Genomic DNA, 24,531 nt, shown 5'->3' on the forward strand with positions numbered 1-24,531 from the left:
TTGTTCCTCATTAGGTATTTTTCCTCACCATATGATTCAAATTCTCATAACCCTAATAGAGTTTGTAAGTATTACTGATTCACACTGGCGCGGTCATCGGAGCCGCAAGGACAAAAGAGAGGTAGGGCTTTTGTTGTTTTAGGATATACAAAAAAATGAATGGTACGCATTTTAACATATATGGAACTAGGCAACACACAAAAGCTGATGTTCATACTTTGAAAGTATGAAACGTCAGCTTTTTTATTTTGGATATGAAGAAAACCATTCATAATTGAATGGTTTTCATGGTTTGGTTCTGTTGTTTTATCTGAAAGTGATTTCCTTTGTGGATCAATCAGTGTGCTTATCACAGTAGACATGCATAGCTTGTTTCATAAACTCAGCCAATCCATCTTTGTTCTTATCGATATTGTTCGTAAACCGTACATCTGCAACGTACATATCTCCAAGCCCTCTAAAGACGTCTATCGTACATTCGTAATAGTACTTCGTAATGTGCTGTCTCCATTCATGAATAGCTTTTTGAGCTTGTTCATCCTCTGGTCCAAATTCCATTCTTGATGCTAGTTTGTTATAGATGCCATTTGCCTCTTCAGTGATGTTTTTCCAATCTTCTTTTGTATAGTTTTTCGTTTTCTGTATAGTTTTTTCATAACTTTCACCGTATTTTTGTTTCGCTTCTTCAGCATATTTTGCTTGATGTTCTTCAATTTCTTTCATGTCAAACCCGTTAAACATCTCTTTGTTTTCCATTTTAATTCCTCCTTCAATCGACGCTAACGTTTTATTCACCGTTTTAATCATTTTCTCGATACGGTTTTTCTTTTTTAATAACACTTCTTTGTGAGTTTTAAGTGCTTTTTTTCTATCAAAGTCAGGTCGATCTAAAATTTCTTTAATTTCCTGCAAACTAAAATCCATTTCTTTAAAAAACAAGATTTGCTGCAGTCTTTCGAGGTTTTGATCCGTATAAAGTCGATATCCGGACGGAGTTGTTGTTTCAGGTTCAAGCAGACCAATGCGATCATAGTGGTGAAGCGTGCGCACACTTACACCGACAATGCTTGAAACTTCTTTTACTTTATACATGATGTATCACCTCCAAATTTATCGTAATCTATGACGTATGGTTAGAGTCAACAAAAAAATTAAAAATAAATTATAGCTAAATCTTTCATCATCTAGGATGGTTTTATTGCTTTAAATAATATATTATTTTCTTAAATACAAAGAAGGGGGAGAGTATGAATAAAAAAGATTCTTTTTGTTAGTCCAATGGTACTTGTTCTAGTGATACTTTTTATATTTTTAATATCAATTATTCCCTTTATTATAATCCTCACAAGCGGAGCTAGTTTCTTTATTAAATTTGTAATTATGGTAACATGGCTATTATTAGCGATTGTTTATTTTTACTTCATAGCTTTAGATAGAAAAATTATTTTAAGCGATGAAGGTATTATGTATACTTCTTTGTTGAGAAAATATCAGATGAAGTGGGAAGAAGTTGAAGAAATAGGTGTTGTAAACTATGGACCGTATCCAGTTAGTACTACAGCCACTTTTTTGTGTATATCAAAAGAAAGAGGGCGTGCTGGAAGACTGATATTGAATTTATCAAAGGATTGTATATATATCAAATATAGAAAGTCATTAATTCCTCTACTGAGGAAATACTGGAGAGGAGAAATACAAACTTAATTGTTTGTATAAATTCAGAACTTTTATATAAGAATATGGGAACAAGGATGAATAGACCGCCTTTATTTTATTAAAAAGAAGCGGTCTAAATTTAAAGTTAACATTATTCTTCTTGCTTTTCATCCTTCCAAGCCTGTGGATGATGATCACTTATATATTGAACAGCAGCTGCATTGGATTCAACTTGTTTTACATTTTTGCAACCTGGAATGACAGTTGTGACTGCTGGATGTTTAAGACACCATGCTAATGCCCATTGTGCCATGTCCATCTTTTCAGGAACTTCATATTGTTTGATTTCCTCAACGATCTTCAGTCGATCATCTCGATCTGTATGTCGATGTCTAACGTCTGTCTGACCGAATTCAGCACCAGGTTTATATTTTCCACTTAAATAACCACTGGCTAATGGAACTCTGGCTAATACACCAAGGTCTTGTTCTTCACAAGAAGGGAATACCTCTTTTTCTGGTTTTCGATCTAAACGATTATAGACAACCTGAATCGCTTTTGCGTTTACTATTGTTGCATTTTTCGTTTGATGTATGTTTTCATTGCTGCCGATAGAAATTCCAAGATGGCGAATTTTCCCTGCTTGTACTTGTTTGTCTAAGGCTGTCCACAATTCATCATTATCAAAGTATTCATCTGAACCAGAGTGGAATTGATACAGATCAATATAATCTGTTTGAAGAGCCTTTAAAGAATCTTCCAACTGTTTGATGACTTGATCTGCACTCCAAACTTGATCACGTTCAAATAAACCATTAAATTTATGTCCAAATTTAGTTGCGACAACCCAATTTTCACGTTTTTCATTTTTTAAATATTTTCCAATTAATGATTCCGATAAATGATCACCATAACATTCAGCTGTATCGATAAGATTGATGCCAACCTCTTTTGCTTTTTCTAAGATTTGTGCTGCATCTTGCTCGGTATAGGTTTCACCCCATTCGCCACCAAATTGCCATGTCCCTACTCCAATAATGGATACTTTTAAATCCGTTTTTCCAAGACGACGATATTTCATGTATTTTCTCTCCTTTAAATACAAAGATTATAGTTACATACTTTTTAGATTTGTCACGATATATTCTGCATCTTCTCCAACTCCTCCAAGGAGTGCAGAAGGTCTCTTATACAACCAAGGCAATCCGATAAAAAATAAACCAGATACTTGAGATATTCCTCTTTGGTGTATAGGATTTCCTTTGTGGTTAAGTACATTATTTATTTTAATCCAATCAAAGTTCTGTGTAAAACCTGTTGCCCATATGATATTCTTTACGGTTAATGTTTTTCCATCTTCAAATGCAACCTCATTTCCGTTTATAGATGTCGTTTTTTCAGTCAGTTTTACTTTATGATGTTGAATAAGTTCTTTTAATTCAGTACCCATGATGGGTTCAGGTTGTTTTTTAATCCATTCTCCCACTATAGTTCCTGTGGGAAACATATCATATATTTTAAGTTTTTCAAACCACCAAAAGACACTTTTCCCTGCAAACTTATGCGGTGAAAATTTTAAATTTTGACTAGAGGAAAGATAAACATCATGTGTATTATGAAGTTCTACAGCAATTTGGGCTCCAGAGTTGCCTGCACCTATAATTAATGTTTTCCCTTTATGAAGTTGATCTGGATTTTTATATTCTGAAGAGTGTAATTGAATGATTTGTTCATCCAATCCAGAACCATTTAATTTAGGGATATAAGGAGTTTTAAATGGACCTGTAGCAATAACTATTATTTTTGAATGATATATTTTATCTTTTGTTACAGTAATAAAACGATCATCTTCTTTTGTTATATATGTAACCTGGGTATTCAGCTCTACAGGTATGGAAAATTTTTTTTGATATTGTTTTAAATAATTTGCTGTTTCATTTTTATTAGGGTATCCGTTTGGTTCTCCTGGAAATTGAAAACCCGGTAAACTACTATATTTTCTAGGTGAAAATAAGATTAATGAATCGTAACGTTTAACCCATGTTTCTCCTATTTGAGCACTTTGATCTAATAGTAAAAAAGAAAGATTTGATTGTTTTAAATAATAGCCTACGGCTAAACCTGCTTGTCCTGCCCCGATGACTATAACATCTAGTTTATGTGATTCGCCCATTGAAATTACCGCCTTTCCAAAAAAAACATTTGCGTTTTATACTAAGTCATGGTATATTAGTTCTTGTCGCAACAAAAGGTATTGATTAATAACGGGACGTAGCTCAGCTTGGTAGAGCACTTGGTTTGGGACCAAGGGGTCGCATGTTCAAATCGTGTCGTCCCGACCACTAATACCTTAATATGCGGGTGTAGTTCAATGGTAGAACTCCAGCCTTCCAAGCTGGTCGCGTGGGTTCGATTCCCATCACCCGCTCCATTACATATTTATATCAAATCAGAGCATAGAAGTGCTCTGAATTTTTTTGCGTTTAATATTTGTATATGAACAATTACTCATATATTGTATAGGATAAATTTCAAATTATCAAGTGTAACAACCAATAAATAGTATTATATGTTGTATACTTTATAATATAATATGATGATGTAATTTTTGAGAGATGGAGATGAAGCTTATGGAAAAATGGACTTTAGGTAGATACACGAGAATTATAGCAGTTGTTAGTATGATCATCCTATTATTGGTGATAAATGTGAAACAATTTTCTACAAACAAATCTTTGCATCAATTAAATGAACTTGCGATTAAACAGCTAGACTTAAGTGAAGATGAGATAAATGCATTAATGAATACAAAATCAGCAATTGAAAAGGAACTACAAGATATTAAATTAGAAAACGAAAAGTTAAGAAGTGAAATCACAGATTTGAACACTGATAATGAAAATTTGCAAATTTTAAATTCTGGAACAACCCAAACTATAGAGAAAATAGGACCTTATAACTCTGAGGAAATTATAAAAGATTTACTAAAACATCCAGAATTAATTCCTTTTGATGGAGTTGTAGGGGGTACGATGTTTTTTAATGAAGCAGATGTTTTAAATGATAAGTGGGTTTATGCCACATATGAAGATGGTCATATATCTGGTGCAGGGATATTTGAGTATAAAGTTGATCAAGATAACAAGATCAAATGGGAATTAGTTGATTCATTTTTATATAAATGAGTTGAAAAAATACAATTCACCTTTAATTACTTGCAATTTATAACTTATTTTCATATAATACCGTTATTGAAATTAAATACAAAAATGCATTGAAGGGGAAAAGTAAGTAGTACTTCATTACAGGGAGGAAATGTCTAGATTGAGAGCATTTCTACATGAACAGACTACTGAAGTTCGCCCCAGAGCAGAAACTTGAAAAAACCAACTTTTTGGAAGTAGAGTATTCCGGTGAATACACCGTTACTTAAATGAAGTGAGAATATTCATTTTCATCGAATGTTCTAATTAGGGTGGTACCACGGCTCTTTCGTCCCTTACGGATGGAAGAGTCTTTTTTGTTTTTCTTAAAAAGGTATAACTTCCATTTAAAAAACTGGTTTAGGTCTCCTTAAAAGTAATATTGGTTTACGGGGTTACTATGTATGCAACATCGAATTTTGTTCACTTTTCGGGGTGAATTTAGGAGGGTAAAAAATGAAAGAACAATTAGAAGCGTTAAAGCTGGAAGCTCTTAAGGAGCTAGAAGGTGTGAATGACAGTAAATCTCTAAATGATCTAAGAGTAAAATACTTAGGGAAAAAAGGACCTTTAACTGAAATTTTAAGAGGCATGGGTAAACTTTCTAATGAAGAGAGACCCGTAATTGGACAAGTTGCCAATGAAGTTCGTGCAGCGATTGGGAACGGCATTCAAATGAAACAAGATGAAATTTCACAAAGAGAATTAGAAAATCGGTTAAAAGAAGAAACCATTGATATTACTTTACCAGGAAGAAAGCCATCTCAAGGAGCCATTCATCCTCTGAACAAGGTGATTCAAGATATTGAAGACATCTTTGTTGGAATGGGATATACCGTTGAAGAAGGGCCAGAGGTTGAACAGGATTATTATAATTTTGAAGCTTTAAATTTACCTAAAGACCATCCAGCTAGAGATATGCAAGATACTTTTTATATTACGGAAGAACTTTTAATGAGAACTCATACATCTCCAGTGCAGATTAGGACGATGGAAGCGAAAAAAGGTGAAGTTCCAGTAAAAATTATATGTCCAGGTCGCGTGTATCGAAGAGACGATGATGATGCCACTCATTCTCACGTATTCACACAAATTGAAGGATTAGTCATTGATAAAAACGTTAGAATGAGTGATCTAAAAGGCACGTTGTTACAGTTCGTACAAGAAATGTACGGCAAAGATACACAAATTCGCTTACGTCCTAGCTTCTTCCCATTTACAGAACCAAGTGCAGAGGTAGATGTTACTTGTGCAAGTTGTAAAGGTGATGGATGTCGTATTTGTAAACAAACAGGCTGGATTGAAATACTAGGATCAGGAATGGTTCATCCTCGCGTATTAGAAATGGCAGGTTATGATCCAAATGAATATAGTGGTTTTGCATTTGGAATGGGTGTAGAAAGAATAGCGATGTTGAAATACGGTATAGATGATATTCGCCATTTCTTTACGAATGATTTACGTTTTTTAAATCAATTTGTACGAATATAGACGAGAAGGAAGTGAAGTAGATGAAAGTATCTTATCAATGGTTAGCTGAATATGTGGACGTTTCAGGTTATTCAGCTTCAGAAATAGCGGAAAAGTTAACACGCAGCGGAGTAGAAGTTGATGTTGTTGAAAAATTAAATAAAGGCATCACAAATGTAGTTGTCGGATATGTGAAAACGTGCGAAAAACATCCAAATGCAGATAAATTAAGTTTATGTACAGTGGACGTTGGTCAAGAAGAGGATCTTCAAATTATTTGCGGAGCAAAAAATATCGCAGCGGGACAAAAGGTGCCAGTAGCGGTACCAGGTGCAGTATTACCAGGGAATTTTAAAATCAAAAAAGCGAAACTTCGTGGTGTAGAATCCTATGGTATGATTTGTTCAGCAAAAGAATTAGGGATGAATGATCGAATGTTGCCTAAAGAAATTCAAGAAGGTATTCTAGTGCTTCCAGCGGAAACAAATGTAGGCGAAGATATATTAGAAGTGCTTGGTTTAAATGACGAAGTATTAGAACTTGAACTTACACCTAACCGATCTGATTGTTTGAGTATGGTCGGTACAGCTTATGAAATTGGGGCTATTTTAGGACGAGAAATAAAACTGCCTGAAACAGAAGTTAACTCATCCGACAAAATAGCATCTACGAAAATCAGTGTTAAAAATGTAAGTCCAGAACATTGTCATCATTATTCTGCGAGATATATTGAGGAGGTTTCAATTGAGCCAAGTCCTTTATGGATGCAAAATCGATTAATGGCTGCAGGAATCCGACCAATCAATAATATTGTGGATATTACGAACTATGTGATGTTAGAGTACGGCCAACCATTACATGCATTTGATGCTGATCAATTAAATGATGGTCATATTGAAGTCCGATTAGCAAATAAAAATGAAAAAATGATTACTTTAGATAATGAGGAAAGAACTTTAGATGAGCTTATGTTACTCATTACTGATGGCACAAAACCTGTTGCTATTGCCGGTGTGATGGGTGGTGCCAATTCAGAAGTTCAAGTGCAAACTAAAAATATTTTACTTGAATCCGCTAAGTTCTCAGGAAGTTCCGTTCGAATTACTTCTAAAAAACTTGGATTAAGATCAGAATCAAGTCTTCGTTTTGAAAAAGAAGTGAACCCAGAAAATGTTACAGTAGCTTTAAATAGAGCAGCTGCCCTGTTATCACAATATGCAAATGGAAAAGTAGCAGATGGAATTGTAGAAGAGCTTTCAACACAAAACCCTGCAACTAACATCCAAATAAGTTTGCAAAAAATAAATGATTATTTGGGTACAGACTTAACTAAGCAAGATGCATTAAATGTGTTTGATCGACTGCAATTTTCTTATACAGAAATGGACGAAAATACAGTGATTGTTCATGTTCCAACTCGACGAGGAGATATTACAAGAGATGTGGATTTAATTGAAGAAGTGGCACGTTTGCATGGATACGACCATATTCCAACTAGCTTAATGGTTGGTGCTACAACACCAGGTTCACTATCTAAAGATCAGAAAATTAGAAGAGCGATTCGTCGAATTTTAACGGATGAAGGTTTGTATGAGACGGTGAACTATTCTTTTACCCATCCAAGTCAAATCAAACGATTCCCAGGTATGTATGCCCAAACAAAACAAATATCTCTAGCCATGCCAATGAGTGAAGATAGAAGTACTTTGAGAACAAGTTTAGTTCCTCATCTTTTGGATGTAGCCTCTTATAATAAAAATAGAAATCAATCTGATGTTCGAATTTTCGAAATCGGAAATGTATTTCTAACAGAGGAACAATCTTTATCAAGTCAACCTGAGGAAAAAGAACTGCTTTCCATATTGCTAACTGGTAATAGAGCAGCTGCAAATTGGTCTGTACAAGAAAATAATGTAGATTTCTATGATCTAAAGGGTCACATTGAAACTTTATTTGAGGCTATTGGAATTTCTAACTTGCAATTTGTTTCTGCTAGTCCTGAAGGTTTTCACCCTGGCAGAACCGCCTCCATCCAAATTAAAACGGATGATAAAGTGATTGTACTTGGATCGTTGGGACAGTTGCATCCTTCCATCCAGCAAGAAAAAGATTTAGACGAAGTATATATTTTGGAAATCATGTTAGAAGAAGTTTATCAACTTGCTAACTTTGATATTCAATATACTACGTTACCAAAATACCCGGCCATTGGAAGAGATATTGCGGTTGTTGTAGATCGATCCTTACAAATTGGAGAAATTGTAGATTCAATTAAAGAAACAGCCAAGGAGTTGCTTGAATCTGTTCAAGTATTCGATATCTATACAGGTGAAAAAGTAGAAAGTAATAAAAAAAGCGTGGCGTTGTCCTTAGTTTATAGACATCTTGAACGTACATTAACAGATGAAGAAGTAACCGAACTGCATGGTAAAGTAGTGGAAAAAATTGAAAAATCTTTTCAAGCACAATTAAGGAAATAAAGCAGGGAATTAGGTCAGTCATATCGAAATAAGTTATCATAGAAACATACTGATTTTTAATTGGTAGGGGAGGACGACCTGTGATGCCTGATGAAGAAAAAACTAGAGTAACTGTTAACATCTACGGGACACAATATAAAATGAAAGGGAGTCCAGATATGACTCCTGAATATATAAAAGAAATTGCGTCCTATGTGGATGGTAAAATGCGTACGATAGCTAGTGAACAAACGAATTTAGATTTAAACCGTCTATCTGTTTTATCTGCTTTATATATTTCAAATGAGTATTTCCAAATAAAGGATATTCAACAGGAAAATGAAATATTAAATGTAAGGAAACAGCAATTAGAATCCGAAACCGAATTGTATAAGAAACAAAATCAAGAAAAAATTGAAAAAGAAGATCTCCTTTTAGAAGAGATATCGCAATTGAAAAAGTACCAACAGAAACTAGAAGAAGATCTTAAAGATGCTTGGCAACAAAAAGAACAAGCAAAAGATAAGTCAGATCAACTGGAAGAGAAGTATAGCAAGTTACAGGACGCCTTTAATAAATTAAAGAGTGAGTACAACGAGTGGATTGAGCTTGCTGAAAAAGAACTGAAAATATAATAAAGAAAAAAAGCATCTTATTCCACTTACATAGTGGTCTAAGATGCTTTTTATATTTTAACTTATTCTACAACTAACGTAGAAACCATCTCATTGTGCCCAGATCCACATTGAATAGAACATCTAATTTCATAAGTGCCAGGTTCATTAATTGTAAATTGTTTAGATGAACCTTGATCAATTTCAATACCTAGTTTTTTAATCTTAAATGCATGGAATCCATCTGCATTTTCAATAGAAAAATTAACAGGTTCTCCAACAGCAACTTTATATTCTGTCTGATCAAATGCAAAGTCAGATGCAATGATCTTTAATTCCTTAGCATCTGCAGAAGATGTTTCAACAGCAGCATTACTTGAATCCTCTGAAGCTGCACAGGCTGCTGCAGTTAAAGCTATCGCTAATATGGTAATTAGAATTAACATTTTTTTCATTGAACGTAACCCCCTAATGAAATTTTATATACCCATACAAATTTTAATTGTAAATTAATGAATTTAAAATGGCAAACCCGTGAAAATCATGACAATCATGTGAACAAGCACAGAATAATAGGCGAATGCATAGGATGTATCGCTAATAAAATTAAAAGAGGAACATGTAAAGAAAGGAGATAGATCATATGAATGAAAATTTGAATATGGTTCAACCAAGTGTAACATTACCGGAACCATCATCAAATACGGCAGCAGAATCAACATCAAATAATATAGCAGCTGAACAAGATGAAAATCCTACTCCTAAAAAGTATCCCTCTTCTATGACACAACCATTAACTTATTCGTCACCTTGTTCTGGATGTAAACCTACTCCTTGTAATTGTGCTGATCAATCCATGATGATGCCAATGTACTCCATGGGAGTACAAGATATGACACCTTATATGTACCCGATGGGCACTCAGCAGATGAATACAAATGTACAATCTATGTATTCAATGGGAGCCCAAGGAATGAATGCAAATATGCATCCCATGTACCCAACAGGAATTCAAGGAATGAATGCAAATACGTATCCTATGGGAACACAAGCAATGAATACAAACATGCCTACCATAGGGAATCAGGGATTAAACGCAGATGGATCCTATACCAGTCCAACAGATATACAAGGAGTAAACCCTAGTACGGAATTTTTAACAGCAGAACAAGTAGAAGAAATGGCAGAGGGGAACCAGCAGATTCATCCAAAAGAAGTAAAGGAAATGTCAGCAAATATGTATCCGATGCATCCTCTGGAAATGCAGCAATTTCCTAATGCTATAGGAATATCTCCAATGTATGCTCCACCTAGTATGCAGCCTACAGGATATAATTATTATCAACCAAATATGTATCCTCCAAATGTAGTTGCTCCAACAGAAAACATGATGTCACATTATATGTTGCCTAAACTGGACCCAGAAAAAGTCGCTGAGCAAGCTGCTAATTTACCATATTATGTTCGTTCTACATCCTCTCCAACAGATTTAACAAATGTATTTATGCAAATTTCCCCTTGGATTCGGCACGGATTAGATAAAGCTGAAAATAAGAATTATAAACAAGCTATGGAGGAAATCGCATTAATTAGTTATTTAATGGGAAGTGGGTTTGATGCTCGAACCTCTCATCAGATTGTTGAAAGTTGGGAAGTTCGTGAAATGTTCTCAGATAAAGATTCAGATGTAAAAGTAAACATCGAGGATGAGGAGTCTTTAGATTGACTATTGTTTGTTAAATAAACAAAGAGAGTTCAGAATTTATTTTTCTTCATTACTGATCTAGGCTTGAGTTTGTAATATGCTCAAGCCTTGAAAGTCCTCCTGTTAAGTGTTAGGTTTGTAAAAATGTCTTTTTCGTAATAATATCTTCTTAAGAAGATAGACAAGCCATACACAAAAGGAGAACATAAAGATGGAAGAGATAAAGTTAATTGTTGATTCTAAATCAACCCTTGGAGAGGGACCGTGTTGGGATGAAGATGAGCAATGTTTATATTGGGTTGATATTTTAGAAGAAAAATTACATATATACGATTCGAAAGAAAAATTAAACAAAACAATTCAATTGGATCAGGCACCTGGTGCGGTTGTGAAGAGAAGCAGTGGAGGCCTTGTTTTAGCCATGTTGGATGGTTTTTTCAGTTATAATATACGGTCTCAGAAACTGGAGAAAATCATAGACCCAGAAAGCCACTTGCCAGAAAATCGTTTTAATGATGGAAAATGTGATCCTGCTGGTCGTTTTTGGGCAGGTTCAATGAGGTTGGATTTAAAGCATAATAAAGCGGCTTTATATTGTTTAGATACAGATCTTACTGTAAAAAAAATGATCGAACCTGTATCAGTTTCTAACGGATTAGCTTGGTCAACTGATTTTACAACGATGTATTATATTGACACCCCTACCCAGCAAGTAGTTGCCTATGACTATAATATGAGAACAGGAGAGATTACGAATAAAAAAGTAGCAGTAACTATTCCTTTAATAGATGGTGGCCCTGATGGTATGACGATGGATGGGGAAGGGAAGTTATGGATAGCTCACTGGGGTGGTTATATGGTGTCAAGATGGGATCCTGAAAAAGGAAAAAAATTAGATGAGGTACATCTTCCAGCAAAACAAGTTACATCTTGTACATTTGGTGGAGAAAATTTTGACGAGTTATATATTACTACAGCAAATGTTGGTTTGGATTCCAAAGAAATGGAACAATATCCTTATTCTGGTGGTTTATTTTCAGTAAAAATGAATATAAAAGGAACTCCATCTTATAAATTTAATGGATAACGAGTAGCACACTTCAATCATCTAGGCATATATAAGTATTATAGTTTTTTTAAAGAGGGGAAGGATTGAAAAGATCATTAATGTTTCTGGTTCAGGGAAGGTACGTGCAGGAGATACTTTGCAAATTACACCAGTAAGTTATGTAAAAGCGTATTCAGGTTGCGGCTCTTTTAATGCTGGAGATTACCTAGAACGAATAATTTTATAAGCACTGCCAATACCATTGATGCAGATATTAAAGACAATACTCAGGATAATTTTGGAATTGAAGAACATGTTTTTCCTTTTTTATTCGTTTAATGGATTAAATTATTTTATAGGGAGTGGATAAGTAATGCCATCCATTATAGGTGTTGCAAAAATCATCAATGTATCTGGTTCAGGGAAGGTTAAAGCAGGAGATGTTGTGCAAATTACACCTGTGAGTTATCAAAAAGCTTATATAGGATCTGGCAGTGGTAATGCAGGGGATTTACCAAGAACAAATAACTTTATAAGTACTACCAATACGATTGATGCTGATATTAAAGACGATACACAGGATAATATTTTTGGACTTGAGAATAATGTGTTTTTTGTTTAATGTTTTGAATGTTTATTATAGGGGGTGTTAAAGATATGCCATCCATTTTAGGTGTTGCAAAAATCATCAATGTATCTGGTTCAGGGAAGGTTAAAGCAGGAGATGTTGTGCAAATTACACCTGTGAGTTATGTGAAGGCTTATATAGGATCTGGTAGTGGTAATGCAGGGGATTTGGTAAGAACAAATAATTTTATAAGTACTACCAATACCATTGATGCTGATATTAAAGACGATACTCAGGATAATATTTTTGGACTCGAGGATAATGTGTTTTTTGTTTAATATTAATGTTAAAAATCTAAATTAATTACTACAAATCTTGATAATTTTATACAAAAAATCAATCCAAATGGTTGGATTGATTTTTTGCTATATAAATAATAGAACGCTCTTAAAATGTTGATTTTAATTTTTTCTGCATAGTTAGTTGGCTTTTTCTTTACGTTTTCCAGCTTCAAATGGGTTTGAAATTGGAATGAATAAATCAATGATCCCAATCACTAATGCAGCTAAAATGGCACCTATAACTGTTACTGTGACGTTTCCAACGACGAATTGCGCTAACCAAATCACAACAGCACTCGTTAAAAATCCTACAATACCTCTACTAAATGGAGTGACACGATTTCCAAATATCCCTTCAATAATCCAGCCAATTACAGCAATAGCAAGAGCTAAAAATAATGCACTCCAAAAACCACCTACTGAAAATTGAGGGGTAACCCAACCTACAAACATTAATACAAAAGCAGAGACAATGAATCTAATGACATGTCCAAAAAAATTATTCATTTAGGGTGCTTCCTCCTTATGATGAATTGATACTGGTGAACCTATTATTAACATAATGCTGACGAATTATGTTTTCTTACAATTTTTTATGAATATTCGCTTATAACATCTGATTTCGATATAATAAGATTGAGCTTAATTCAGGAGGACTAAGGATTTGAATAGTAGAATATTGAAAACAATGGAATTTGATAAAATTTTAAATAAATTAAGTCGTCATGCTGCGACAACACTTGGGAAAAATAAAGTGGAGGAATTATTACCATCTACTCAATATAGTGAAGTCATTGAATTGTTGAAGGCTACTGATGAAGCGGCAAAAGTGCAGCGTTTAAAAGGAAGTGCCCCTTTTGGGGGAATAAGAGATATTTCAGCAGCGATACATCGTTCAAGAATAGGTGGAATGTTGAATATTCAAGAACTATTGGATATTGCAAATACAATTTATGGAGCCGGAAGATTAAAGAAATTCATACAAAGATTTCATGATGAGTTTTCCATTCCGCTTTTATTTTTCTTAGTAAAACAAATGACGGATCATAAAGCAGTAGAAAATGCGATCAAGATGTGTATTAATGAGCAAGCAGAAATGATGGATAGTGCTAGTCCTGAGCTCTCCCGAATAAGACAACAACTTAAAACAGGTGAAACTTCAATAAGAGAACAGTTGGAGCGTATGATTCGTTCTCAATCTGTGCAAAAAAAATTACAAGATCCCATCATAACTATTCGTAATGATCGTTATGTGCTGCCAGTAAAACAGGAATATCGCTCCTATTTTGGTGGGATGACACATGATCAATCTGCATCAGGTGCAACTTTATTTATTGAACCTGAATCGATTGTGAATTTAAATAATAAACTTCGTGAATTAAAATTAAAAGAAGAACGAGAAATAGAAAAAATTCTTCGAATGTTAACCGAACAAGTTACTGAAATTCATGAAGAATTACTTGTGAATATTCAACAGCTTGCTGAAATTGATTTTATTTTTGCAAAAGCTGGATTAGCCAATGAGATGAAAGCGACTTTACCACGCTTAAACGATCGAGGTTTTATGAATCTCAAAAAAGCAAGGCACCCGTTAATTCCTGAGGAACAAATTGTACCCATTGATGTGAAACTGGGAGACCAATATGACAGTATTATCATAACAGGGCCAAATACAGGTGGAAAAACGGTTTCACTAAAAACCATTGGATTGTTGCATTTAATGGCGATGTCAGGATTATTTGTACCAGCTGAGGATCATAGTCAGATGTGTATATTTGATGGGATATATGCAGACATTGGGGATGAGCAAAGTATTGAGCAAAACTTAAGTACATTTTCAAGTCATATGACAAATATTATTACAATACTAAAGGAAGTTACACCTAAAAGTTTAATTTTACTTGATGAATTAGGAGCAGGCACAGACCCAACCGAAGGATCAGCACTAGCTATTTCTATTATCGAATATATTCATAAGTTAGGTTGTAGGTTGGTTGCAACAACCCACTATAGTGAATTAAAAGCTTATGCATATGATCGCAAAGGAGTGATCAATGCAAGTATGGAATTTGATGTAAAAACATTAAGTCCCACATATCGTTTGTTAGTGGGTGTTCCTGGACGAAGCAACGCTTTTGCTATTTCTGAAAGATTAGGTTTACCAATGTCTATTCTTAAACATGCTAAAGGTCAAGTAAATGAACAGGATCAGCAGGTTGAGAGTATGATTGCCTCCTTAGAGGAAAATCGTATTAGTGCTGAAAATGATCGTATTAAAGCTGAAAAGCTAAGAAAAGAAGTAGAACAACTGCAAAGCAAAGTGAAGGATCAACAGATAAGATTTGAAGAACAACGGGAAAAAATGATGCAAAAGGCAGAAGAAGAAGCCAGAGAAGCTGTTACTAAAGCTCGAAAAGAAGCAGATCAAATTATTTCCGATCTTCGTAAACTAGCGATGGATGAAAAAACGTCAATCAAGGAACATAAATTAATTGAGACCAAACGACAGTTAGAACAAGCAGAGCCACAATTAACTAAAAATAAACCAACCAAATCGAAAATAAGGATCAAAGGTGTCAAAAAAGTAAACCCTGGCGATGAAGTTTATGTGGCAAGTTTCTCTCAAAAAGGTTATGTAGTAGAGGAAGCAAATGAGAAAGAAGTAGTAGTACAATTAGGAATTATGAAAATGAAAGTGAAAAAAACAGAACTTGAGCTTATATCAGGGGCTGACAAACAAGTAAAAAAGCAAGTGACAAGCATTAAACGTTCCAAAGATCAACAATTTAAAACCGAATTAGATTTAAGAGGCATGAATTTAGATGATTCTATTATGGAAGTAGATCGGTTTTTAGATGAAGGGATTTTAGCGAATGTAGGACAAGTATACATTATCCATGGCAAGGGTACAGGTGTTTTAAGAACAGGAATTCAAGAATTTCTTAGTAAACATAAACATGTCAAGCAGCATCGGTTAGGAAATATGGGAGAAGGCGGGACTGGAGTAACCGTTGCAGAGTTAAAATAAGGTGAAGAAAGAAGAGGGAACACAGAATGAATCAAGAAATTGATGCATTATTAGAACATCCGTTTATGGAGACAGTTGCTTATTTTTCTGTTGCTGCATTAGCATTAATTTTGTTTTTAGCTATATTTGAGCTTGTTACATCTTATCGCTCATGGGACGAAATACTAAAAGGAAATATTGCAGTTGCGCTAACTATTGGAGGAAAAATCATTGCCATATGCAATATTTTTCGTTTTGCAGAAAATAATCATGAATCCATTTATATATCTTTTTTGACGGCTAGTTTTGGATTCCTTTTACTTATCCTTGCATACTTTTTATTCGAGTTTTTAACACCATATATTAAAATAGATAAAGAAATACAAAAGGATAATCGTGCAGTGGGGTTCATAGCCCTAATTATTTCTGTTTCTTTATCTTATGTGATAGGTGCTTGTATAACTTGAAATAGGAGGCTTCATTTACATTGAAATATTTATGGGGTAGTTTATTCATTCTGGCACTATTATTTTTTATTTTTGGGATTTACTTTTTTATACAAAATACATAGGAGGGTAATTAATGGAAGAGAACAGCACAGTTTGTCCATGGTGTGATACAGAAATTGTTTGGGATGAGGAAATCGGAAAAGAAGAACAATGTCCTCATTGTTTAAATGAATTGGGCAACTATCGTACAGTGAATGTTGAGCTTGATCAAGAAGAAGAGGAAGAAAGCGTTGAGGTAACTAAAACTAAAAACATCAATGAAGATGAACACAAAGAAGATAGAAGCACTCCTATATTGGATTCCTTCATTTCTCAGATGGAAACCGAGCCTAAAAGTGAAGATTTATTACTATATGAACAGGGAGTTTATCATTATCGAAGAAAACAAGAAGAGTCTTTTGAATGTTCAAATTGTCATGATTTTATGTTATTAGTTGGAGATCATGATGTTAAAAAAGATGAGTTTATTCCGTATATTCCAGTTAGTCAGGTACAGGGAGTTTTACAAGCCCCTTTCAAAACGAATTTATATATATGTCCATCTTGTTTTGAAATGAAATCTGTTTTATCTGAGAAAGATCGAATAAGTATGATGAATGCTTTGAAAAATCAACAGAGTAATTCGTAATGATATGAAAGATGATGAGAGCGACCATAAACGTGGTCACTCTCTTTGTATTTTTTGCAACAATACAACGATTCCTAAAACTAGAAGTATGAATGAAGGCATAGCAGCTCCAAAACCTTGACCAAGACTTAAGTGAGTATATACTGCACCTATCATGAGAATCGCTAATCCACTAGAAGCAATTAAGGTGATCTTAGACTTCCAGAATCCAACGAATAACCCTATACCTCCTAGAATCTCACATAAACCAATAAAGTACATAAATCCTACAGTATAACCAAGACCTTCTGCCATATTAACGGCTCCTCCAGTTATCTTTGTTACCCCAGAAAGAGTAAAAACAACTGCAAGTAAACCTTGAATAATTACATTCATCCATTTCATAATTTAATTCTCCTTCCTTTTTAAATTTAAATTTTGATACGCAACCAGTATATATTCTATAAATATCATAAATATATCATAATATTAGGATATTTTTATGTCAATCATGAAATGCCAATTTTTTTGTTTCCAAAATGACTTTTTGGGGAAAGTTAAAATATGTTGTTACAATATTTTGTTACATAGATAGATACCAAATTATAAATTGGGTGAGTCATATATGCCGATGTCGTTTGAAAAGCATTATTTTCCAAACAGATGGATTAAAACAAAAGATCAACAAGAACATTCTTATTTTCAGGATCATGGAACAGAAGATCATGAAAATCACAAAGAAGGGAGATTAACTAAACAAGCGATATTATTATTAGCTGTTCATGGTTTATTTGCAGCTGCAAATGCGTTGTCAGGTACTTTTGTAAATGTGTATCTATGGAAAGTCAGCAATGATTTATCTTTAATTGGTTGGTTCTCTTTATCTCATCAAGTTGTCAATATCTTAACATTTTGGTTAGCGGGGAAATGGGTTAAAGAGCATAATAAAATGAACAGTTTACGTTTGGGTGTTGGGTTATCTGCTGTGTTTTATTTATTTGTGCTCTTACTTCAGAAGCAGGCCGTTGATTATGTGTTAATATTAGGAGCAGTCCAGGGGATGGCAGCAGGTTTTTTCTGGCTGGCATTTAACGTTGTTTATTTTGAAATTACAGGTCCGCATGATCGAGATAAATTTAATGGTTATGCCGGATTATTAGGTTCAGGTGCTGGGATGTTCGCACCATGGATCTCAGGGATTGTGATTACCCAAATGAAAGCAACAAGTGGATATAAAATTATTTTCTCAATATCACTTATTGTTTTTGTAATCGGAGTTATTGTTAGTTTCTTTCTGAAAAAAAGAGAACCTAAAGGCACTTATCAGTGGTTTGATGCATTTCAACGTTTGAAGGAGAAAAATAATCCTTGGAGACGGACATTCCTAGCTTTGATGGCACAGGGAATGAGGGAAGGCGTTTTTGCTTTTATCATTGGTTTGTTAGTATATATTGCCACTAGAAATGAGATGAAGCTTGGTAACTTTTCATTAATTGTTTCAGCGGTAGCTTTAGTCAGTTATATGTTCATAGGCAAATATTTAAAACCTTGGAATCGTAATCGAGCAATGTTCATAGGAACGATATTTATGATCGTAGTTATCTTTCCTTTTTTCTGGGATATCAATTACACTACACTGCTTATTTTTGGAATTGGTACTTCTATATTTTTACCGTTGTTTACGATTCCAATGACCTCAACAGTTTTTGATATTATAGGGAAAGACAATGAGAGTGCACAACAAAGGGTAGAATATGTGGTACTAAGAGAAGCGGGTTTAAATGCAGGGCGTATATTAGGGACTTTAATTTTCATTCTTATTATTACATGGAGTAATAAACCGATTGTTTTAAATGTATTTTTATTATGCATTGGAAGCTCTCCATTATTAGCGTGGTATTACATGAGAAACTTGATGCCCACTAAATCCAATAAAACCATCAATATTAAACAAAAATAACAAATTAAATCTTTGCTTAAACGAGTCCACTCAGTTAGAATATGTATGTAATAGCCCATAGTATTGGTTTGATTTCAAGTTACTTTACATACTGGAGAGGGTGGTTTCATGTCTAAAGTTGTTTCAAGCATAACAGAATTGATTGGTGATACACCCATGGTGAAAATAAATAGATTATTAAGTGGTCATGATGCGGAAGTATATGTGAAATTAGAATATTTTAATCCAAGTCGAAGTGTAAAAGATAGAGCAGCGTATAATTTGATTCTACAAGCAGAAAAAGACGGCCTGTTATCTCCTGGTGGAACGATTATTGAACCTACTAGTGGAAATACAGGGATTGGCTTAGCAATGAACGCAGCTGCAAAGGGTTATAAAGCCATCTTTATTATGCCTGATAATATGACGAAAGAACGCATCAATATTTTAAAAGCTTATGGTGCTGAAGTTGTGCTGACACCTGCTGCAGAACGTATGCCTGGGGCAATAAAAAAAGCAATCGAGCTGCAAGGTGAAATACCGAATAGTTATATTCCTCAGCAATTTGAAAATGAAGCTAACCCAGCTATACATCGAACAACAACAGCATTTGAAATTATAAAACAAATGGATGGAAAAATAGACGCTTTTGTAGCAACAGCAGGAACCGGTGGTACCGTCACAGGTACAGGAGAAGTATTGCGTGAACAAATACCGAATATTAAAGTATTCGTTGTTGAACCCCAAGGTTCGCCTGTTCTTTCAGGAGGAAAACCAGGAAAGCATAAATTAGTAGGTACAAGTCCAGGTTTTATTCCTAAAATTTTAAATACACAAGTCTATGATGAAATTGTTCAAGTAGCTGATCAAGATGCGATACAAACGATACGTGATTTAGCTTCAAAGGAAGGTATATTAGTAGGACCGTCAGCAGGGGCTTCTGTGTGGACAGCGATTCAGCTTGCAAGAAAGTGGGGGAAAGGCAAAAGGATTTGTTGTATTGCGCCTGATAACGGCGAAAGATACCTAAGCATGAACCTCTTTGGAGATTGAAGCTTATCAGCACAGGATGTGACTGGTTTTAAGTAGGGAAATGTTCGCTTCCCATCACGATAAAATGGGAACTTATTATGCTGATGATCAGCACGAATAAGTTCCCTTTTAGTTTTCGATTATCCAATAATAATGTCTTCTTTTGGATAGTGAAAGTTTTCTTTTCTTTTTTTGACTTGAAATATATACAACATGGAAAGGACTCCGATTCTTCCTGTAAACATAAGAACCATAATGATGAATTTTCCAAGCGTGGATAATTCACTTGTTATTCCCATTGATAAACCACAGGTACCAAATGCCGAAGTGATTTCAAAAATGATAGCCATTAATGAAAAGTGACTACTTTCTATACTAACTAATAAGATAATACTGGCTACGACTGTCATTGAAGCCAATGTGAAAATGAAGAAGCTTTTTGTAACATCATCTTGTTTTAATGAGCGTCTAAAAATTCTGATTTCGCTTCTACCTAATGCATAAGTAATCAATGCCAAAATAACTATCGTAAAAGTAGTTGTGCGTATCCCTCCACCAACACTAGAAGGACTAGCCCCAATGAACATTAATACGGATAAAAACATTTGAGTTGCAGAGTCAAATTCTGATACATCCATCGTGGATAATCCCCCACTACGGACGGTTACCGAATTAAATAAGGAGAAAAATATTTTTTCATGCCAGCTTTTGTCAGCATAGTACAATTCATTTTCTACAAACCAAATGCCGATTGCACCAACTAGTAACAACAAGAAAAACATAGAAGTTGTCAGTTTTGTATATAAAGAAAAGCGAAAATTTTTATTATCACGAGAAAAATATTCTTTAATTTCAATGAGCACTGGAAATCCAATAGCACCTAATATAATTAATGCGATGGTAATGATCTGTACAAAATAGTCATGCGAAAAGTCAGTTAATGAATTTCCAAAAATATCAAAACCTGCATTTGTATAAGCAGAAATGGAGTGAAATAAACCATGGTAAAATGCTTCTAACCAAGAATCATAATATCCAGCAAAGTGGAAATATATAGTGAAAATTAAAGTTCCAATCGCTTCAAATAACAATACTAACCCAAGTACAAGGCGAATTAATTGTACAAGTCCTGATAAACGATTTTGATTCTGGTCAATCATAATTAGTTTTCGATAAGTTAAGCTAATATTTCTACCTAGTATCATCCATAAAAATGTTCCCAATGCCATAATTCCAATTCCACCAATTTGAAACATCAATAATAATACGATGGTACCAAATACACTGAAGGTTTCTGAAACATTAACAACCGTAAGTCCAGTAACACTGATACCGCTAGTGGCAGTAAATAAAGCATCAACGAATGAAAGCTGTACTCCATCTTTTAGACTGATAGGGAGCAGAAGTAGGAACGTTGCAATGATAATAGAAATTAAATAACCAGTTACGATAAACTGAGTTGGTGTCATTTGAGTTATTAACTTTCTAATAGACAAAATGTGATTTCCCCCCAATCCGTGAGAACCATATCAAATTATTATCATACCCTATTTTTAAAAGATATTCTAACATAAATTGAAACAAGTTAATAATAATTTCTGATTTTATCTGGAATAGGACTTAACATAAGTTGGATTTCGTTGTAATATGAGGTATATTGTTGATTTTTATAAAACGGTCGGAAAGGGGAAACCCCAATGAATGATTTTAAGTTTAAGGTATTGGAACTTTTACAAGAAGACGCTCGTCGTGAGGCTGCTGTGATAGCAACATTGTTGGGAGCTGAGGAAGATGAGGTTACCAAAGCCATTGAAGAAATGGAAAAGGATAATGTAATTGTGAAATATGCACCTGTAATTAATTGGAGTAAAGTTCATGATGATAAAGTAACAGGTATTATAGAAGTTCAAATTACACCTGAACGTGGACGTGGTTTTGACACGATAGCGGAGCGGATATATAGATACCCTGAAGTGAAAACGGTATATCTTATGTCTGGAGCGTATGATTTACAAATTGAAATAGAGGGTAAAACTTTAAAGGAAGTTGCATTTTTTGTTTCTAATAAGTTATCTACGATTGACTCTGTACTCTCAACAAAAACACATTTTATTCTAAAGAAATATAAACAAGATGGCATTATATTAGAGGATCATGAAGATGATCATCGTATGCTCATTTCACCATAAGGGGTTAGTGGTATGTTAAAAACAAATAAATCAATGACAGATTATATATCTCCTGTAGTAAAGGGTATTCCTCCTTCAGGTATACGGAAGTTTTTTGATTTAGTTTCAGGAAGAAAGGATATCATTTCTTTAGGAGTCGGAGAACCTGATTTTGTAACTCCTTGGCATGTAAGAGAGGCATGTGTATATTCACTTGAAAAGGGGAAAACAACATATACTCAGAATGCAGGATTGCCTGAATTAAGAGAGGCTATTTCTGCATATTTATACAAACAATTTGCATTGAATTATGAACCTTCTAATGAAGTTTTAATTACAGTAGGAGGAAGCGAGGCAATAGATTTGGCTCTCCGCGCTTTAGTTCAACCAGGAGATGAGATTCTTATTCCAGAACCGTGTTATGTGTCTTATTCTCCGATTACTTCTATTGTAGGAGGTAAAGCCGTTGGTATTGAAACCTATGCAAAGGATAGCTTTAAATTAACTGCGGAATCATTAGCTGAGCAAATTACTGCTCAATCTAAGGTATTAATATTGTGTTATCCAAGTAATCCTACTGGTGGAATTATGACTTATGAGGATTGGATACCTATTGTAAATCTTGTAGAAGAACATGACTTAATTGTCATTTCAGATGAGATTTATGCTGAATTAACTTATGATCAAAAACATATTAGCTTTGCTTCTATGCCCGGTATGAAAGATCGTACGATTGTTGTTAGTGGTTTTTCTAAAGCTTTTGCAATGACTGGTTGGAGATTGGGATATGCTTGTGGACATCAAGATCTTATTGCAGCGATGTTAAAAATACATCAATATACGATTATGTGTGCACCTGTAATGGCTCAACAAGCGGGTATTGAAGCATTAACGAATGGGTTGGAAGAGAAAGATCGAATGGTAGAGTCTTATAACCAGCGACGTCGCTTAGTTGTTAGAGGGTTTCGAGAAATGGGATTGGACTGTCATGAGCCGAAAGGAGCATTTTATGCATTTCCTTCCATCCAATCTACAGGGCTGACCTCTGAACAATTTACTGAAAAGTTATTAGAGGAATTTAAGGTAGCAGCAGTACCTGGAAACGCATTTGGACTAGGAGGGGAAGGATTTATTCGTTGCTCCTATGCAAATTCAGTAAGTGAATTGAATGAGGCTTTGGAACGGATCGGAAAGTTTGTGAACAAATATCAGAAATTGGACTAACCATTGGTATACTATTGGATTGAGTGAGGGAGTTTATCCCTCTCAAATAATCCAAATTGCAAGTAGCTATGAACTGAAAAACTCTGAGATATATTTTTGACAGATATCAAAAATTAATTTGTTTTCTAAAATATCACTTACTTCACGAGCTTTTAATAAAGACTTTCTGCACAACTCTTTTTCATTAAGATTCCAGTGAATGGTTGCTTTATTTAAATATAAGTCTGCTAAATAATACATACTATAATAACGTTTACAATAAGAGATTCCCCTTGTGCAAATTTTTAGGCCTTCTTTAAATTGCTTTTCATCAACTAGCACTCTCGTATAGTTATAATATACTCGGTTATATATTAGTTTGTTATTTAATTCATTTTTTTCATTTATAATGGTAATGATTTTTTTATACAAAGAAATGGATGCTTTTGGATCACCATGGTCGTATAATATCATGGCTTTAGATATAAGGATTTCGATTTCATCTTCATTATAAAATCCATTGGGATCTCTTAAGGTAAGAGCATTATCAATAAATTGAATTGCTTTATTGTAATTTTTTTGTAAATAAAATATGCAAAGTCCTTTATATAACAGAAGATACTGTTGATGTTTAATTTTAGAAAAGATCGGATTCTTCTCTTCTTTTTGAATCATTTTAAGCACAGACTCATAATCTCGACTTGATAAATGCCTTCGGATTACGGTATAAAACTCATCAATATAATCTTGCTGTAACTCCTGATTATTCGTTAATAAATAAGAAGTATCAATTCCTAGTCTTTCAGAAAATTGTTGAATAATATAACTAGATGGTAAACATAATCCATTTTCTATACGACTTAGATTAGCTTGTGTACAAATACCTTCACACATTTGTTTTTGAGTTATATTCATTTTTAATCTGATCTCTTTTATTTTCTGACCAATGTTGATAGATTCACTTTTCATGGTTATAACCTCCAAAAACAAAATATATGAGTA

26 protein-coding genes, 2 tRNA genes and 1 other annotated feature are annotated in these 24,531 nt (G+C 34.1%); of the genes, 19 read left to right on the forward strand and 9 right to left on the reverse strand.

Features of this window, described 5'->3' with window-relative positions:
- Window positions 1-71 precede the first annotated feature (71 nt).
- On the reverse strand, window positions 72-362 hold the full coding sequence (locus tag ERL59_RS03905; protein WP_160644726.1) for a hypothetical protein: 291 nt from the start codon (window positions 360-362) through the stop codon (window positions 72-74).
- A complete protein-coding gene (locus ERL59_RS03910) occupies window positions 334-1,092 on the reverse strand; it encodes a MerR family transcriptional regulator (protein WP_201763473.1) in 759 nt (252 codons plus the stop codon). The genes ERL59_RS03905 and ERL59_RS03910 overlap by 29 nt, the downstream gene beginning before the upstream one ends.
- Window positions 1,093-1,494: 402 nt before the next feature.
- Between ERL59_RS03910 and ERL59_RS03915 the strand changes: the two genes are divergently transcribed.
- On the forward strand, window positions 1,495-1,704 hold the full coding sequence (locus ERL59_RS03915) for a hypothetical protein (RefSeq protein WP_160644728.1): 210 nt from the start codon (window positions 1,495-1,497) through the stop codon (window positions 1,702-1,704).
- Between the two features lie 103 nt (window positions 1,705-1,807).
- Here the strand turns inward: ERL59_RS03915 and ERL59_RS03920 are convergent, their stop codons facing one another.
- Both ERL59_RS03920 and ERL59_RS03925 read right to left on the reverse strand, forming a co-directional pair.
- Window positions 1,808-2,737: an aldo/keto reductase gene (locus tag ERL59_RS03920; protein ID WP_160644730.1), complete on the reverse strand. Its 930-nt coding sequence runs from the start codon at window positions 2,735-2,737 to the stop codon at window positions 1,808-1,810.
- Between the two features lie 33 nt (window positions 2,738-2,770).
- Window positions 2,771-3,829 carry a flavin-containing monooxygenase gene (locus ERL59_RS03925; RefSeq protein WP_160644732.1) on the reverse strand — a complete coding sequence of 353 codons (1,059 nt, stop codon included), beginning with the start codon at window positions 3,827-3,829 and terminating at the stop codon, window positions 2,771-2,773.
- 92 nt (window positions 3,830-3,921) lie between these two features.
- Here ERL59_RS03925 and ERL59_RS03930 point away from each other — a divergent pair.
- From ERL59_RS03930 to zapA, 6 genes are all read left to right on the forward strand, one after another.
- Window positions 3,922-3,998: transfer RNA gene (locus ERL59_RS03930), tRNA-Pro, on the forward strand.
- Between the two features lie 15 nt (window positions 3,999-4,013).
- Window positions 4,014-4,087, forward strand: a tRNA-Gly gene (locus ERL59_RS03935).
- A 199-nt stretch (window positions 4,088-4,286) separates the two neighbouring features.
- On the forward strand, window positions 4,287-4,841 hold the full coding sequence (locus tag ERL59_RS03940; RefSeq protein ID WP_160644734.1) for a hypothetical protein: 555 nt from the start codon (window positions 4,287-4,289) through the stop codon (window positions 4,839-4,841).
- 80 nt (window positions 4,842-4,921) lie between these two features.
- Window positions 4,922-5,159 (forward strand) — a binding site (T-box leader).
- A 156-nt stretch (window positions 5,160-5,315) separates the two neighbouring features.
- On the forward strand, window positions 5,316-6,350 hold the full coding sequence (gene pheS, locus ERL59_RS03945; protein WP_160644736.1) for a phenylalanine--tRNA ligase subunit alpha: 1,035 nt from the start codon (window positions 5,316-5,318) through the stop codon (window positions 6,348-6,350).
- 20 nt (window positions 6,351-6,370) lie between these two features.
- Window positions 6,371-8,809 carry a phenylalanine--tRNA ligase subunit beta gene (pheT, locus tag ERL59_RS03950; RefSeq protein WP_160644738.1) on the forward strand — a complete coding sequence of 813 codons (2,439 nt, stop codon included), beginning with the start codon at window positions 6,371-6,373 and terminating at the stop codon, window positions 8,807-8,809.
- A gap of 83 nt (window positions 8,810-8,892) precedes the next feature.
- A complete protein-coding gene (zapA, locus tag ERL59_RS03955; protein WP_160644740.1) occupies window positions 8,893-9,423 on the forward strand; it encodes a cell division protein ZapA in 531 nt (176 codons plus the stop codon).
- 62 nt (window positions 9,424-9,485) lie between these two features.
- Here the strand turns inward: zapA and ERL59_RS03960 are convergent, their stop codons facing one another.
- Complete coding sequence (locus ERL59_RS03960) at window positions 9,486-9,857, reverse strand: cupredoxin domain-containing protein (protein ID WP_160644742.1); 372 nt, start codon at window positions 9,855-9,857, stop codon at window positions 9,486-9,488.
- A gap of 188 nt (window positions 9,858-10,045) precedes the next feature.
- Here ERL59_RS03960 and ERL59_RS20975 point away from each other — a divergent pair, with 188 nt between their 5' ends.
- The 5 genes from ERL59_RS20975 (at window position 10,046) to ERL59_RS03985 (ending at window position 13,061) form a co-directional block, all read left to right on the forward strand.
- The gene (locus tag ERL59_RS20975; RefSeq protein WP_235929781.1) at window positions 10,046-11,128 is read left to right on the forward strand and encodes a hypothetical protein; all 1,083 of its coding nucleotides are present in this window, start codon (window positions 10,046-10,048) and stop codon (window positions 11,126-11,128) included.
- Window positions 11,129-11,318: 190 nt separating this feature from the next.
- Window positions 11,319-12,194 (forward strand): SMP-30/gluconolactonase/LRE family protein, encoded by an 876-nt coding sequence (locus ERL59_RS03970; RefSeq protein WP_160644744.1) that lies wholly within the window; start codon window positions 11,319-11,321, stop codon window positions 12,192-12,194.
- A gap of 76 nt (window positions 12,195-12,270) precedes the next feature.
- Complete coding sequence (locus ERL59_RS20980) at window positions 12,271-12,402, forward strand: spore germination protein (RefSeq protein ID WP_407925675.1); 132 nt, start codon at window positions 12,271-12,273, stop codon at window positions 12,400-12,402.
- Between the two features lie 126 nt (window positions 12,403-12,528).
- Window positions 12,529-12,777, forward strand: coding sequence for a spore germination protein (locus ERL59_RS03980; protein WP_160644746.1), 249 nt, complete (start codon window positions 12,529-12,531; stop codon window positions 12,775-12,777).
- 35 nt (window positions 12,778-12,812) lie between these two features.
- Complete coding sequence (locus ERL59_RS03985; protein ID WP_160644748.1) at window positions 12,813-13,061, forward strand: spore germination protein; 249 nt, start codon at window positions 12,813-12,815, stop codon at window positions 13,059-13,061.
- Window positions 13,062-13,202: 141 nt separating this feature from the next.
- On the opposite strand, the gene ERL59_RS03990 is transcribed toward ERL59_RS03985, so the two are convergent.
- Entirely contained in the window at window positions 13,203-13,571 is a 369-nt protein-coding gene (locus ERL59_RS03990; RefSeq protein ID WP_160644750.1) for a phage holin family protein, read from the reverse strand.
- Window positions 13,572-13,728: 157 nt separating this feature from the next.
- Here ERL59_RS03990 and ERL59_RS03995 point away from each other — a divergent pair, with 157 nt between their 5' ends.
- The 3 genes from ERL59_RS03995 (at window position 13,729) to ERL59_RS04005 (ending at window position 17,208) form a co-directional block, all read left to right on the forward strand.
- Window positions 13,729-16,092, forward strand: coding sequence for an endonuclease MutS2 (locus ERL59_RS03995; protein WP_160644752.1), 2,364 nt, complete (start codon window positions 13,729-13,731; stop codon window positions 16,090-16,092).
- Window positions 16,093-16,118: 26 nt separating this feature from the next.
- Window positions 16,119-16,538, forward strand: a complete 420-nt coding sequence (locus tag ERL59_RS04000; protein ID WP_160644754.1) for a DUF350 domain-containing protein — start codon at window positions 16,119-16,121, stop codon at window positions 16,536-16,538.
- A gap of 115 nt (window positions 16,539-16,653) precedes the next feature.
- Entirely contained in the window at window positions 16,654-17,208 is a 555-nt protein-coding gene (locus ERL59_RS04005) for a hypothetical protein (protein ID WP_160644756.1), read from the forward strand.
- Between the two features lie 36 nt (window positions 17,209-17,244).
- Here ERL59_RS04005 and ERL59_RS04010 read toward each other — a convergent pair whose 3' ends face one another.
- Window positions 17,245-17,592 (reverse strand): DoxX family protein, encoded by a 348-nt coding sequence (locus ERL59_RS04010; RefSeq protein WP_160644758.1) that lies wholly within the window; start codon window positions 17,590-17,592, stop codon window positions 17,245-17,247.
- 226 nt (window positions 17,593-17,818) lie between these two features.
- Here ERL59_RS04010 and ERL59_RS04015 point away from each other — a divergent pair, with 226 nt between their 5' ends.
- Both ERL59_RS04015 and cysK read left to right on the forward strand, forming a co-directional pair.
- On the forward strand, window positions 17,819-19,147 hold the full coding sequence (locus ERL59_RS04015; protein WP_201763475.1) for an MFS transporter: 1,329 nt from the start codon (window positions 17,819-17,821) through the stop codon (window positions 19,145-19,147).
- Window positions 19,148-19,255: 108 nt separating this feature from the next.
- Window positions 19,256-20,179, forward strand: a complete 924-nt coding sequence (gene cysK, locus ERL59_RS04020; RefSeq protein WP_160644762.1) for a cysteine synthase A — start codon at window positions 19,256-19,258, stop codon at window positions 20,177-20,179.
- A gap of 119 nt (window positions 20,180-20,298) precedes the next feature.
- On the opposite strand, the gene ERL59_RS04025 is transcribed toward cysK, so the two are convergent.
- The gene (locus ERL59_RS04025) at window positions 20,299-21,654 is read right to left on the reverse strand and encodes a TrkH family potassium uptake protein (protein WP_328699899.1); all 1,356 of its coding nucleotides are present in this window, start codon (window positions 21,652-21,654) and stop codon (window positions 20,299-20,301) included.
- 201 nt (window positions 21,655-21,855) lie between these two features.
- Between ERL59_RS04025 and ERL59_RS04030 the strand changes: the two genes are divergently transcribed.
- Together ERL59_RS04030 and ERL59_RS04035 are read left to right on the forward strand one after the other, a co-directional pair.
- Complete coding sequence (locus ERL59_RS04030) at window positions 21,856-22,347, forward strand: Lrp/AsnC family transcriptional regulator (RefSeq protein ID WP_160644763.1); 492 nt, start codon at window positions 21,856-21,858, stop codon at window positions 22,345-22,347.
- Window positions 22,348-22,359: 12 nt separating this feature from the next.
- Complete coding sequence (locus ERL59_RS04035; protein ID WP_328699900.1) at window positions 22,360-23,550, forward strand: aminotransferase class I/II-fold pyridoxal phosphate-dependent enzyme; 1,191 nt, start codon at window positions 22,360-22,362, stop codon at window positions 23,548-23,550.
- Between the two features lie 66 nt (window positions 23,551-23,616).
- On the opposite strand, the gene ERL59_RS04040 is transcribed toward ERL59_RS04035, so the two are convergent.
- Window positions 23,617-24,498: a helix-turn-helix domain-containing protein gene (locus tag ERL59_RS04040; RefSeq protein ID WP_160644765.1), complete on the reverse strand. Its 882-nt coding sequence runs from the start codon at window positions 24,496-24,498 to the stop codon at window positions 23,617-23,619.
- Window positions 24,499-24,531 lie beyond the last annotated feature (33 nt).

This window comes from Chengkuizengella marina (assembly GCF_009910845.1).
Taxonomy (GTDB): Bacteria; Bacillota; Bacilli; order Paenibacillales; family KCTC-33759; genus Chengkuizengella; species Chengkuizengella marina.

Excerpts from the sequence above, each read along its gene's own strand:
- ERL59_RS20975 (WP_235929781.1), top strand. The coding sequence starts at position 10,046 with ATGAATGAAAATTTGAATATGGTTCAACCAAGTGTAACATTACCGGAA.
- ERL59_RS03920 (WP_160644730.1), bottom strand. The coding sequence starts at position 2,737 with ATGAAATATCGTCGTCTTGGAAAAACGGATTTAAAAGTATCCATTATT.
- ERL59_RS04010 (WP_160644758.1), bottom strand. The coding sequence starts at position 17,592 with ATGAAATGGATGAATGTAATTATTCAAGGTTTACTTGCAGTTGTTTTT.
- ERL59_RS03990 (WP_160644750.1), bottom strand. The coding sequence starts at position 13,571 with ATGAATAATTTTTTTGGACATGTCATTAGATTCATTGTCTCTGCTTTT.
- zapA (WP_160644740.1), top strand. The coding sequence starts at position 8,893 with ATGCCTGATGAAGAAAAAACTAGAGTAACTGTTAACATCTACGGGACA.
- ERL59_RS03915 (WP_160644728.1), top strand. The coding sequence starts at position 1,495 with ATGAAGTGGGAAGAAGTTGAAGAAATAGGTGTTGTAAACTATGGACCG.
- ERL59_RS04040 (WP_160644765.1), bottom strand. The coding sequence starts at position 24,498 with ATGAAAAGTGAATCTATCAACATTGGTCAGAAAATAAAAGAGATCAGA.
- ERL59_RS04035 (WP_328699900.1), top strand. The coding sequence starts at position 22,360 with ATGTTAAAAACAAATAAATCAATGACAGATTATATATCTCCTGTAGTA.
- ERL59_RS04030 (WP_160644763.1), top strand. The coding sequence starts at position 21,856 with ATGAATGATTTTAAGTTTAAGGTATTGGAACTTTTACAAGAAGACGCT.
- pheT (WP_160644738.1), top strand. The coding sequence starts at position 6,371 with ATGAAAGTATCTTATCAATGGTTAGCTGAATATGTGGACGTTTCAGGT.
- ERL59_RS03940 (WP_160644734.1), top strand. The coding sequence starts at position 4,287 with ATGGAAAAATGGACTTTAGGTAGATACACGAGAATTATAGCAGTTGTT.
- cysK (WP_160644762.1), top strand. The coding sequence starts at position 19,256 with ATGTCTAAAGTTGTTTCAAGCATAACAGAATTGATTGGTGATACACCC.
- ERL59_RS03980 (WP_160644746.1), top strand. The coding sequence starts at position 12,529 with ATGCCATCCATTATAGGTGTTGCAAAAATCATCAATGTATCTGGTTCA.
- ERL59_RS03925 (WP_160644732.1), bottom strand. The coding sequence starts at position 3,829 with ATGGGCGAATCACATAAACTAGATGTTATAGTCATCGGGGCAGGACAA.
- ERL59_RS03970 (WP_160644744.1), top strand. The coding sequence starts at position 11,319 with ATGGAAGAGATAAAGTTAATTGTTGATTCTAAATCAACCCTTGGAGAG.
- ERL59_RS04015 (WP_201763475.1), top strand. The coding sequence starts at position 17,819 with ATGTCGTTTGAAAAGCATTATTTTCCAAACAGATGGATTAAAACAAAA.
- ERL59_RS03985 (WP_160644748.1), top strand. The coding sequence starts at position 12,813 with ATGCCATCCATTTTAGGTGTTGCAAAAATCATCAATGTATCTGGTTCA.
- ERL59_RS03910 (WP_201763473.1), bottom strand. The coding sequence starts at position 1,092 with ATGTATAAAGTAAAAGAAGTTTCAAGCATTGTCGGTGTAAGTGTGCGC.
- ERL59_RS04000 (WP_160644754.1), top strand. The coding sequence starts at position 16,119 with ATGAATCAAGAAATTGATGCATTATTAGAACATCCGTTTATGGAGACA.
- ERL59_RS03960 (WP_160644742.1), bottom strand. The coding sequence starts at position 9,857 with ATGAAAAAAATGTTAATTCTAATTACCATATTAGCGATAGCTTTAACT.
- pheS (WP_160644736.1), top strand. The coding sequence starts at position 5,316 with ATGAAAGAACAATTAGAAGCGTTAAAGCTGGAAGCTCTTAAGGAGCTA.
- ERL59_RS04005 (WP_160644756.1), top strand. The coding sequence starts at position 16,654 with ATGGAAGAGAACAGCACAGTTTGTCCATGGTGTGATACAGAAATTGTT.
- ERL59_RS03905 (WP_160644726.1), bottom strand. The coding sequence starts at position 362 with ATGTCTACTGTGATAAGCACACTGATTGATCCACAAAGGAAATCACTT.